Raw genomic sequence first — 12,406 nt, 5'->3', positions numbered from 1 at the left:
CTCCAGTGCTTCGACAAACTCCTAATCAGGGAATAAAGTGGAGTGAAGCCCCAAACTGGCATTGCATCAGCCCCTTTCGATGAGCCAATTACCCGACACGCAACAAGCGATCTTATTTCTGGCAGCGAACCCGGATGGCCTGCGCCGAGTGGGGCAGGAGTTGCGCGAGATTAAAGAGGGATTAAAGCGATCGAAACAGCGAGATTGCTTCAGCCTCACCCCTTGTTTGGATGTGCGTCCGCGTGATATTCAGCGGGCACTGTTGGATGATCCACCGAATATAATCCATTTTGCTGGGCGAGGCATGGGTCAAGAAGGCTTGGTCTTGGAAGATGAGACAGGCCAGCCTAAGGTTGTGGATACGGCCGCGCTAGCTGGGTTATTCGCTCTCTTTGTAGATCAGATTCAGTGTGTGGTACTGAATGGGTGTTATTCCGAAGTGCAAGCGCAGGCGATTGCTCAGCATGTTGAGTTTGTCATTGGGATTCGAGATGAAATTAGCAATGAGACCGCCCTAGAGTTTGCGATCGGGTTCTATGATGCGTTAGGAGCAGGCCGTCCGATTGAATTTGCCCACAAGCTGGGATGTAGTGCAATTCAGATGCAGGGATTGCCAGAGCATTTAGCCCCTGTTTTGGTACAAAAATCAAAGCTGGGCCAAGTTCCTGAATGCGGCGAATCAGCGGAGCGAGCAGGGCGGCTCTGGAAAGTACCGGAGCTACCCCCTAACTTCCTACCCCGCTTAGAGCTCCAGTCACTGAAATCACAGGTGTTATCGGCAATTCAGCAACCTGTGGTGGTGACGGGTGCTGCTCAGCGCATCGGCGTGCAGGGGATGGGTGGGATTGGCAAATCAGTCTTAGCAGCAGCGCTGGCACGGGAACCAGAGGTACAAGCAGCGTTTCCCGATGGCATCTTCTGGATCACAGTGGGGATTGAGCCACTGCTGGTCACCCAGCAGGCTGACTTGGCGGAGGCGTTGAGTGGGGAAAAACCAACCTTTAATGAGGTCAAACAGGGGAAAGAATGCCTGGGGCAATTGTTGGCAAATCGAACCTGTCTGTTGATTCTGGACGATGTCTGGCAGCTCGACCATGCCGATGCGTTTAATGCACTCGGTTCTCGCAGTCGGCTGCTGCTGACCACACGCGATGGGGAACTGATGACGGGATTGGGAGCAGTTCCCTATCGTCTGGATGTGCTGAGTGATGAGCAATCCCTTCATTTGCTTGCGACTTGGGCAGGAGTGGAAGTAACGGAGTTACCCGAGATCGCAATGGTGGTCGCACAAGAGTGTGGCAACTTACCCCTCGCCCTCTCGCTATGTGGAGCAATGGTGCGGGACTTAACACCCTGGGAGGACCTGCTGGAAGCGCTGCGAGAGGCCGATTTAGAATTCATCCAGAAGCAGTTTGCCCATTACCCTTACCCGGATGTCTTTAAATCCTTGCAAGTTAGTCTGGAATCGTTGAGCCGCACGAATCCGATTGCTGCTGAGCGCTACCGGGAACTCGCAATGTTTCCGACCGATGAATCGCTTCCCGAAGCGACTATCTTGCAGTTTTGGCAATATACGGGGGAGCTGAAACCACGAGTCGCCCGCCAGCTGCTCACGACGTTGGCTAACAAGGGGCTGCTACGATTGGATGGAGAAGTTCCCAACCGACAGGTGAGCCTGCACGACCTTCAGCAGGACTATCTGAGGGCACAGCAGACTGACCTCCAACCCCTGCATGCGCACCTGCTTGAAGCGTACCAGCAAGATTGTCTAGAAGGATGGCACACGGGTCCCAACGATGGCCATTTCTTTGAGCATCTGGCCTATCATCTGTTCGAGGCCGGACAACAGACTCAGTTGCAAGCGTTGTTGTACGATTTCCGTTGGATCGAAGCGAAGCTGACGGCAACCGACATCAATGCCTTGCTGGCCGACTACGAGTGGGCGCCAGACGATACCGAATTGCGTTTGATTCAGGGGGCACTGCGATTATCGACGCATGTCTTGAGTCAAGACATGCGTCAGCTTCCGAGCCAGGTATACGGGCGCTTGTTGGGTCAATCTACCCCTAGGGTACAAGCCCTTCTGCACCAGATCACCCAATTCCAAACATCTCCCTGGCTTCGGTGCCTTGTTCCTAGTCTAGAGACAGTGGGGGGACCACTCCTACGCACCCTCACCGGCCACACAGCCTGGGTCAATGGCGTCGCGGTCACCCCAAATGGTCGCTACATCCTCTCCGCCTCATGGGACAACACAGTAAAGGTGTGGGAACTCAGCACGGGCAAAGAGGTGCGCACCCTCACCGGGCATACAAACTCTGTCATGGACGTCGCGGTCACCTCAGACGGTCGCTACATCCTCTCCGCCTCATCGGACAACACAGTAAAGGTGTGGGAACTCAGCACGGGCAAAGAGGTGCACTCTCTCACCGGGCATACAGACTCTGTCAAGGGCGTCGCGGTCACCCCAGATGGTCGCTACATCCTCTCTGCCTCAAAGGACAACACAGTAAAGGTGTGGGAACTCAGCACGGGCAAAGAGGTGCACTCTCTCACTGGGCATACAGGCTCTGTCATGGACGTCGCGGTCACCCCAGATGGTCGCTACATCCTCTCTGCCTCATGGGACAACACAGTAAAGGTGTGGGAACTCAGCACGGGCAAAGAGGTGCGCACCCTCACCGGGCATACAGGCTCTGTCTGGGGCGTCGCGGTCACCCCAGATGGTCGCTACATCCTCTCCGCCTCATTGGATAAAACAGTAAAGGTGTGGGAACTCAGCACGGGCAAAGAGGTGCGCACCCTCACCGGGCATACAAACTCTGTCTGGGGCGTCGCGGTCACCCCAGATGGCCGCTACATCCTCTCTGCCTCAGAGGACAACACAGTAAAGGTGTGGGAACTCAGCACGGGCAAAGAGGTGCACTCTCTCACCGGGCATACAGACTCTGTCATGGACGTCGCGGTCACCCCAGATGGTCGCTACATCCTCTCCGCCTCATGGGACAACACAGTAAAGGTGTGGGAACTCAGCACGGGCAAAGAGGTGTACTCTCTCACCGGGCATACAAACTCTGTCATGGACGTCGCGGTCACCTCAGATGGTCGCTACATCCTCTCCGCCTCATGGGATAAAACAGTAAAGGTGTGGGAACTCAGCACGGGCAAAGAGGTGCGCACCCTCACCGGGCATACAGGCTCTGTCAAGGGCGTCGCGGTCACCCCAGATGGCCGCTACATCCTCTCCGCCTCATCGGACAACACAGTAAAGGTGTGGGAACTCAGCACGGGCAAAGAGGTGCGCACCCTCACCGGGCATACAGGCTCTGTCTGGGGCGTCGCGGTCACCCCAGATGGTCGCTACATCCTCTCCGCCTCATCGGACAACACAGTAAAGGTGTGGGAACTCAGCACGGGCAAAGAGGTGCGCACCCTCACCGGGCATACAAACTCTGTCAAGGGCGTCGCGGTCACCCCAAATGGTCGCTACATCCTCTCCGCCTCATCGGACAACACAGTAAAGGTGTGGGAACTCAGCACGGGCAAAGAGGTGCGCACCCTCACCGGGCATACAAACTCTGTCATGGACGTCGCGGTCACCTCAGATGGTCGCTACATCCTCTCCGCCTCATCGGACAACACAGTAAAGGTGTGGGAACTCAGCACGGGCAAAGAGGTGCGCACCCTCACCGGGCATACAGACTCTGTCATGGACGTCGCGGTCACCTCAGATGGTCGCTACATCCTCTCTGCCTCAGAGGACAACACAGTAAAGGTGTGGGAACTCAGCACGGGCAAAGAGGTGTACTCTCTCACTGGGCATACAAACTCTGTCATGGACGTCGCGGTCACCTCAGATGGTTGCTACATCCTCTCCGCCTCATTGGATAAAACAGTAAAGGTGTGGGAGCTCAGCACGGGCAGAGAGGTTGCCAGTTTTACGGGAAACGGGGCTTTAACTTGCTGTGCGATCGCCCCCGATGGCTTGACATTCATGGTCGGGGAGCGTGGGGGACAAATCCATTTTTTGAAATTAGAGGGAGTAGATACGGGGAGGGTGAAATAGCAATGACAGGATTTTCGCTTTCCTACAAACACCATTGAGCTCATCAAAATGTCTGACTGCCATTATCGCTAATAGGTTCTCTTCCCACCCAACGATGCAAACGATCCTTTTCCTTGCTGCTAACCCCAAAGACACCGGTCGCCTTCGGCTGGATCAGGAGCTACGTGACATTACTGAAGGACTACAACGCGCTCAGAAACGAGACCTGTTCAACTTAGAGCAGCGCTTAGCCGTGCGTCCTCGGGATATTCAACGTGCGATGCTGGATGTAAGTCCGCAAATCATTCACTTCTCCGGTCATGGAGCCGGTGAGCAAGGACTAGTCTTTGAGGATGAAATTGGCAACGCCAAGCTGGTTAACGGGGCTGCTCTAGCGAGACTCTTTGAACTCTTTGCCGACCAGATTACCTGTGTGGTGCTGAATGGCTGCTACTCAGAAGTGCAGGCAAAAGCAATCGCCCAACATATTCCCTATATCATTGGCATGAACCAGGCGATTGGCGATAAAGCTGCGAACTCGTTCGCCGTAGGTTTCTATGATGCATTGGGAGCGGGTCGTGATGTTGAGTTTGCCTACAAGCTAGGCTGTGCTGCGATTCGCCTGGAAGGTATTGCCGAAAACCTCACCCCGGTTCTGCTCAAACAGTCCACTCCGGGCAGCACCACCGTTCAACCCAAACCGTATGAGTCTACCCCTCCTACCCCTCCAGTGCCAACCGCTCCCGCTGCTGGTGAGCCGATCGAAGTCTTTATCTCTTACTCCCACAAAGATGAGGACTTAAAAGACGAACTCTACATCCACCTGGCAAACCTGACGCGACAGAATAAGATTAAACCCTGGCAGGATCGAGCGATCGAGGCTGGCACCGAATGGGACACGGAAATCAAAGCGCGATTGGAGTCGGCCGATATGATTCTGCTACTAATCACCCCCCGCTTCATTGCGTCAGAATACTGTTTTGACAAAGAGATGCAGCGGGCAATGGAACGCCATGCAGCAGGAACTGCACGAGTCATTCCGATCATCATGAAACCGTGCGATTGGCAGGATACGCCTTTCAGCAAACTCCAGGTATTACCGAAGGATGCCAAACCCGTCACTTCCTGGCGCGATCTGGATGAAGCGTTACTGAATGTGGTGCAAGGGATTCGGAAAGCAGTGGATTCCTTGGCCAAGAAGTAACCCGTTCTCAACCAAGCGATCTCACTAGTCTAAAGGACACGCATTCATCGGTGCGATCGTCCCATTCATCGTCCAATAAATGAGGGTCTTTATTTATAAGAATACAAGGATTAAAAGCGCCACAAACCATTCATGCAGAATCCTTGCAGTGATTCAAGAACATTTGAGCAAGCATCAAAGTTAACCGATCTTCTGGGCAATTAGTAAGATTATCCAAGCGAAGACCATTTAAAGCCTCGGAACAGTATTCTTCCGAAAATCCTTACTTTATTTCGTCATACCGTTATCTAAGTTATGTAGTCCATACTTATCAGGATTAAGCCCGAATTCCCTTAAGAAATCTTCTGTAATCATTTGGGACGCCAGGGCAGTTTTCTCTAAAGCTTTTAGTTTATTGTAAGCTGAACTATCCTGCATTTCAGGACTATGATTTTTCAAGATAGCTAAAGACTTACTTTCTGCATCTGTCATCCCTTGCCGCTCAAAATAATCTGTTGCAGAACTTCTCACACCATGAGGATTAGCTCTAATTCCTAAATGGCTCCAGATAATATTTTCATAGAGCCCCCTAAGAGACTTCCCGCTAAATGGATTACCGTTCTTTTGGGTGAAAACGTAATCGTGGTTGGGTTGAAATATATCTCGAAAACCTGATAACTGCTTCGTTTCCGGCACCACAAAACCACACCAGTTGAATTGTTCTAAACGATAACGGTTCTTCTGTTTTGTTCCGCTCCTTGAAGGCCAGTTATGCCAAGTTTCCGAATAATCCTCCCGTCCATAAAGCCAAGCTTGTAACTCAGGATTGTAGATTTTCGGTATTCTATAGCTGCTTTCGCGATCTGTCTTAGTTTGTGTCGCGTCTAGATCAACAACCCATTCAAAAGGTTTCCCGATTGGACGATGAGGGACATTTCCTGTTTCATCTTTTGCATCAGCAGGATCTAAATAATAAAGCTTTGTGTAAGTGTTGTAATAAACCTTATAACGCTTAGATTTTGAATCCCAAGGTGCTTCCTCATGTTGCTCGACTTCCGAATTGAGATGATAGAGCCTTAAAGTATCATGAACCCTTAACTCTCGTACAACGTGTTGCCGGTCGGGAGCAATCGTACGAAAAAACATCACAATTAGGTACCGTTGAAAATCTTTTGCAACAGCTCTTTGTAGTCTTAATCTCCCCGAATTTATATTCCACTTCTCATCGACTTTGAGGCGTGGAGAACATAACTCCAACAATTTCTTGAGTAAACGCCCAAGCTCTTGCCATGCAGGGTTACGTTTGACCGGGCTAATATTATTAGGTCGGCTAGGAGCATTTTCTTCCTCACTTCGCATTTTGCGAAGCTCCATGATTACAGCAATATCCCGATAATCTGGATACATTGTTGAGTCTGTAATATTGCGATAGAGAAACTTTGCCCAGTTCATACTGCCATGGTAAAACTTCAGAATATAGTTAGAACTAATTCGATAACCATCCGCTTTATGAAGTGGATTGTGTTGATATTTAAGCCATCTAATGTAGTTATTCAAGAAGCTACGAACTGATTGAGCAGCCCCTTGAGCAGCTAATTTTGATCGTTCCCTGGCTTCCTCACGTTGAACGAGATTTCTTAATGCTCTAATTTCCTCTAACCTATGACTTTGTTGTAATGCTTGACCCAATTTAGCTACTAAGCCAAAACTAAGCGATACATTTTTAGCAGATAGTTCTGCTTGAATTTCGTCTAATAGTTCTTGATTGCTAACGTCAGGTGAATTTTGCTGAAGAGTATCATCGACGATCCAAGCATCTAGATTACTGGAACGAATATCGATAATTGGAATCAAATCTTCGAGGATTATTTGATCAGGATTTTTTGGAGGATATTTCTTATTTAACTCCTCAATCCAGACGGGAGGACGAGAATCTACTAATAGCCAATCAGACTCATATCTTGGATTTCTCTCCTGCTTAGAGTGAGCATGTTGACGCATCTGGTGATAGTAGTCCACCTTGTCAAGAACTAGCCAACCTAGGAGTTGTAATATAAATCGGAAGCAAAGTTCATAAGTCATTTCCTCGACAGCACCTGGGATGGGGCGATAACCGCTGTAATGAGGATCCACCCAAAAGGACTCAAACTCTCGGAACTGCTGTTGCATACATTCCGAAAGTTGCTCAAGCTTTAACCTATAGGGCACTAATAGGTGTCGATTTGTAATAGGATAGGCTGTTTTATCACCGTAGCTTTGTGTCCGCTTAGCCCCTGGATAACAGACTGGAATTGCCCATTCCTCTTCGCGTTGGGGTCTTAAAAAACCCTGCTCTTGACACCAAGTCAAAAAGTGTTTGAGATGCGATTTATAAACACCACGAACATTAGGTTTTACATCAAGGGTGATAAAAACTTTCTCCTGCCAGCTTAAAACACGGTCTAGATCGCTCAACTCCTCTATGTTGATAGTCGAAGCTAGCTCAAGACCTCTAGCCGCTTGTTGCCGCCTTAGGGGCTGACCCGCAACCACGTCAAAGTTAAGCTTAAATCCGGGGTGAGGCAGCAGATACCGGACAATAGCCGTTTTCACTGCCTTCTTCCTTGTAGGAAAGACTTCTACATAGCATTTATACACATCACTGAGACTTGTACTGTTTTTGACAACCATCAGATGCTAATTAAATACAGGTGTATTAATATATAACACATGCATTGAAGCAGAAGTGTTGCCATCGTATTCCATTGAAAAGTCTTATTTTACTGAAATGTTGAACCGCTGAAGCCCAGTTATGATAGTAGTTCTGTGATTTCTATCGTATAAGGCAGTGTAAGACCCTCTTACACTGCCTTATACGAATCGTAGTCGAGCCATAGTAAGGCTTAGGAGAATCGAACCAATTCTGGCAGTAGAAAGACGAGCGCTTAAAGAGTACTGATCAATCTGTAACAAATAGAACATAACTATAAATATGAGTGTAGTAATTTCCGAGCCTTAGATGGTTAAGTTCATACAGGAAGATATCCAAGTAGTCGCCAGCAGCTAAATAAAGTGCATATAACACGAATGAAAACGCTGAAAGTATTACCGCAAAAGATCTTCAATATTTCAAAATGGTCAATGTCACGCCAATTTTTGTTGAGAACAATACATTCTGGAAAATAGTTCTATTTCCGATTAAGTTTCTCTCCAGAACTGCTCATGTATTGATGGAGTTTTATCATGAGGTTTCTCTAGGAAATCCTCGTTAAATTGATTGTTTTCCTGATCCCTCAGATTAAACTCAAGAACTGCTTCAGGCATCAACTCAGAATTTAGGCATGACCAACACGATCGTGCCTAAATTCTGCCTCGCACTTCACGTCTTCCCCCAAGGTGCAATTTCCTGCTTTGTCCGCATCTGGACAATTTTGTAATCCCAGGATCTGCTTCTTAAAGGGATTCTCTTCAAAGTGCGATCGCACTTTGAAAGCAGCGTAGAATAAATGCTTCCGCGCTAGACGGCTCAAAGCTAAGGAAAACGAATGCTAACGGGTGAAATTCGATCGCAAATTGATGCAATTTGGAATGCCTTCTGGTCGGGTGGGATCGCAAACCCCCTAGAGGTGATTGAGCAGATTACCTATTTGCTGTTTTTGCGTCGGTTAGACGACTTGCATACGTTGGAGGAAAACAAAGCGAATCGCCTCAAGCGTCCGATGGAGCGGCGAGTGTTTCCAGAGGGGCAAGACCCGAAAAAGCGACCTTACGATGAGTTGCGGTGGTCGCGTTTCAAGAACATGGAAGCGCGTGAGATGTTTGAGGTCGTCAGTGAGCATGTGTTTCCGTTTCTGCGCACGGAATTTCTCAGCAACTATGGGGATGGATCGACCTACGCGCACCATATGAAGGATGCTCGATTCACGATTCCAACTCCGTCATTGTTGGCAAAGGTGGTGGATCTGATTGACCAGGTGCCGATGGACGATCGCGATACGAAAGGCGATCTCTATGAATACATGCTCAGCAAGATTGCAAGCGCGGGGCAGAATGGGCAGTTTCGCACGCCTCGCCATATTATTCAGCTCATGGTGGAGCTGACGGCACCGGTTCCGAAGGATGTGATTTGTGATCCGGCGAGCGGCACCTGCGGCTTTTTGGTGGCAGCAGGGGAGTATCTGCGCGGGCATCATCCAGAGATTTTTCGGGATGCTGATTTGAAGCAACATTTCCATCATGGGATGTTTCACGGGTTTGATTTTGATGGCACGATGCTGCGGATTGGCAGTATGAATATGCTGCTGCATGGTGTGGATAACCCGGATGTGATTTATCGGGACTCGCTGGCGCAGGATCATGCGGGTGAGGATGAGAAGTATACGCTGGTGTTGGCAAATCCACCCTTTGCAGGGTCGTTGGACTACGAGAATACGGCAAAGGATTTGCTCCAGATCGTGAAAACCAAGAAGACGGAGCTGTTGTTTTTGGCGCTGTTTCTGCGGTTGCTGAAGCCGGGGGGACGGGCGGCGGTGATCGTGCCGGATGGAGTGATGTTTGGTTCGTCGAAGGCGCACAAGGAGCTGCGGAAGATTTTGGTCGAGGAGCAAAGGCTGGATGCGGTGGTGAAGCTGCCGGGTGGGGTGTTTAAGCCTTATGCGGGGGTGTCTACGGCGATTCTGCTATTTACGAAAACTAATTCGGGTGGGACGGATCACGTCTGGTTTTATGAGGTGGAGGCGGATGGCTGGAGCCTGGACGATAAGCGTCAGCCGTTGCTGCCAGAAGAGAAGCTGGGGGCTGTGCCGAAGCTAGAGCTGGTGGATGAGGAGCACGCGAAGAACAATTTGCCGGATGTATTGGCACGGTGGGGACAACGGGAAGGCAGGGAGCGGGAGCGACTCCGCACGGATCAGAGTTTTTGTGTGCCCAAGGCTGAGATCGCAGAGAATGGCTATGATTTGAGCCTGAATCGCTACAAAGAAGTGATTCATGAGGAAGTGGAGCATGTGCCGCCTCAGGAAATTCTGGCGACTTTGGCGGAGTTGGAGGACAAGATTCAGCAGGGGATGAAGGAGCTAAAGGAGATGTTGGGATAATGGAGATACCTGACTCAGTTTGGCGGGAGGTGGGCGGATGACCATTGCGTCTTACAGGATGACGTTCGATGAGTTCCTGGCTTATGACGATGGAACGGATCAATGGTATGAACTGGAAAATGGGGAACTGATTGCAATGCCTGCTGAGAGTGAGATTAATCGCCGGATTGCCATGTTTCTGGTGGCAACGTTTCTCAGGTTAGGCATTTCTTTTGATCGCTTGTCGATGAAGACAGAAATTGCGGTGAGCAGTACCAGGGTGTCGGTGCGTGTTCCTGATTTGGTGGTGTTTTCAGAAGAGGGCGTGGCTGCGTTAGAGGGAGCGAGTCGATCCATCGTGTTGCTGGATATGCCGCCGCCGCTGTTGGTGGTTGAGGTGGTGAGTCCGGGGCAGGAGAATCGAGATTATCGCTACAAGCGATCTGAGTATGCGGCGCGGGGGATTGTTGAATATTGGATTGTTGACCCAGTGCAGCAAAAGGTGACGGTGCTGGAGTGGGTCGAAGGGTTTTATGAGGAGAAAGTTTACGTCGGGGATGAGCGAATCACTTCGCCGCTATTGGGCAATTTGGAACTCACTACAGCCCAGGTATTACAAGGACGTTAGGATAAATAAAACTAAGTTAATCCTAGAATAATTGCTCTGATTGCGGTTTGCCCCGCACAATAGGTTGCCAACTTGTGATGAGTGATTAAATTTGACAGGATGAAAACAAGATTTTTTCAAATCAGCTCCTTCTGCAAAACAGGCAGTGGAACAACTCCATCGCGTAACAAGCAAGATCTGTATTACGGTGGCTCCATTCCCTGGGTTAAATCTGGCGAACTTCGTGAATCAGTTATCGCTCAGACTGAAGAAACGGTTACTGAACAAGCATTAGCAGAGACACCGCTAAAGATCGCACCTAAAGGATCTATTCTTATAGCAATGTATGGGGCTAATGTTGGTCGGGTTGGGATTCTAGGTGTAGAAGCAACAACCAACCAAGCAGTTTGTCACATTGTCCCTGACCAAGACAAAGCAGATTCTCGATACCTTTTTCACATATTGCGGCAGAAACTGCCTGAGTTCATCTCAAAAAGCGTAGGTGGAGCACAGCCGAACATTAGCCAACAGATAATCCGACGTACAGAGATTCCCTTGCCTCCGATCGCTGAACAAAAACGAATTGCAGCAATCTTGGATAAGGCAGAGGAACTTAGAGGATTGCGGCGGAAGGCGTTGGGGGAACTGGATGCGATCGTTCAGTCCAACTTCCTCGAAATGTTTGGTGATCCAGAGACTAATCCAAAAGGATGGGAAAAAGGTTCTCTTGGTGATATTGCAACATTTGTTGGAGGGGGTACTCCAAAGCGGGAGCGTCCTGAGTATTTTGAAGGCTCGATTTGCTGGGCTACATCGAAGGATATGAAGAGCGAGTTTCTTGATGACACTCAAGAACATATAACCCCTCAAGCAATTGAGGAAAGTGCAACGAACCTCGTTCCAATTGGAACAATTCTAATTGTAGTCAAGAGCAAAATTTTAGCTCATAGCCTTCCAGTAGCTATTACCAGGATTCCAACCTGCTTTGGTCAAGATATCAAAGGCATCAAAATATCAGAGCGTTGTACAGTACCTTTTGTGGCTACTGCACTTAGATACGGCAAACGATGGCTTCTTGAACGAGCTAGGGGAATTAACACTGAAGGGCTAACACTTGATCATTTGAAGTCATTTCCGTTAATACTGCCACCGCTCCCACTGCAACAAGAATTTGCTCGGCAGGTAGAAGCGATCGAACAGCTCAAAACTACTCACCGCAAATCTCTTGCCCAACTGGATACCCTTTTTGCTTCACTGCAACATCACGCCTTTCAAAGTACGTTATAGCATCATACACAAGAGGCTGCTGTAACCCGACAAGCAAGCATAGGGCGATGCTGATTAGATTGTTTACATTGCCCTGTACTTGCATAAATCACTACTTTTTCGGAGGATTAGGCGTTGAACGGTAGTGTTTTTTGACTGTGGAATCTCCTCGCTTATGTTCATGAACATAAACTTTTTTCTTGCCACCTTGAGTTTTTGCCATAGAGACCTCATCTTCACTAAACTTAGTA

General features: G+C 49.2%; 7 protein-coding genes. 5 read left to right on the top strand and 2 right to left on the bottom strand.

Annotated features, from left to right (window positions below):
* Positions 1-79: 79 nt before the first annotated feature.
* Together OU814_RS30995 and OU814_RS30990 are read left to right on the top strand one after the other, a co-directional pair.
* Positions 80-4,066 (top strand): beta-propeller domain-containing protein, encoded by a 3,987-nt coding sequence (locus tag OU814_RS30995; protein ID WP_268243279.1) that lies wholly within the window; start codon positions 80-82, stop codon positions 4,064-4,066.
* A gap of 34 nt (positions 4,067-4,100) precedes the next feature.
* The gene (locus tag OU814_RS30990) at positions 4,101-5,249 is read left to right on the top strand and encodes a TIR domain-containing protein (protein WP_326498339.1); all 1,149 of its coding nucleotides are present in this window, start codon (positions 4,101-4,103) and stop codon (positions 5,247-5,249) included.
* Between the two features lie 267 nt (positions 5,250-5,516).
* Here the strand turns inward: OU814_RS30990 and OU814_RS30985 are convergent, their stop codons facing one another.
* Positions 5,517-7,820 (bottom strand): hypothetical protein, encoded by a 2,304-nt coding sequence (locus OU814_RS30985; RefSeq protein WP_268243277.1) that lies wholly within the window; start codon positions 7,818-7,820, stop codon positions 5,517-5,519.
* Positions 7,821-8,542: 722 nt separating this feature from the next.
* Positions 8,543-8,737 carry a hypothetical protein gene (locus OU814_RS30980; RefSeq protein ID WP_268243276.1) on the bottom strand — a complete coding sequence of 65 codons (195 nt, stop codon included), beginning with the start codon at positions 8,735-8,737 and terminating at the stop codon, positions 8,543-8,545.
* A gap of 15 nt (positions 8,738-8,752) precedes the next feature.
* On the opposite strand from OU814_RS30980, the gene OU814_RS30975 reads away from it, so the two are divergent.
* The 3 genes from OU814_RS30975 to OU814_RS30965 all read left to right on the top strand — a co-directional run bounded on the left by OU814_RS30975 (position 8,753) and on the right by OU814_RS30965 (position 12,176).
* Positions 8,753-10,303, top strand: coding sequence for a class I SAM-dependent DNA methyltransferase (locus tag OU814_RS30975; RefSeq protein ID WP_268243275.1), 1,551 nt, complete (start codon positions 8,753-8,755; stop codon positions 10,301-10,303).
* A gap of 37 nt (positions 10,304-10,340) precedes the next feature.
* Entirely contained in the window at positions 10,341-10,910 is a 570-nt protein-coding gene (locus OU814_RS30970; protein ID WP_268243274.1) for a Uma2 family endonuclease, read from the top strand.
* An 81-nt stretch (positions 10,911-10,991) separates the two neighbouring features.
* Positions 10,992-12,176, top strand: coding sequence for a restriction endonuclease subunit S (locus OU814_RS30965; protein WP_268243273.1), 1,185 nt, complete (start codon positions 10,992-10,994; stop codon positions 12,174-12,176).
* Positions 12,177-12,406: the final 230 nt, after the last annotated feature.

Source organism: Leptolyngbya sp. GGD, assembly GCF_026735145.1.
Taxonomy (GTDB): Bacteria; Cyanobacteriota; Cyanobacteriia; order Leptolyngbyales; family Leptolyngbyaceae; genus Leptolyngbya; species Leptolyngbya boryana.
This window is presented reverse-complemented; position numbering and strand designations above follow the sequence as displayed.

What these genes read in the sequence shown, in the direction of transcription:
- OU814_RS30995 (WP_268243279.1), top strand. Translation starts at nt 80, where the DNA reads ATGAGCCAATTACCCGACACGCAACAAGCGATCTTATTTCTGGCAGCG.
- OU814_RS30975 (WP_268243275.1), top strand. Translation starts at nt 8,753, where the DNA reads ATGCTAACGGGTGAAATTCGATCGCAAATTGATGCAATTTGGAATGCC.
- OU814_RS30970 (WP_268243274.1), top strand. Translation starts at nt 10,341, where the DNA reads ATGACCATTGCGTCTTACAGGATGACGTTCGATGAGTTCCTGGCTTAT.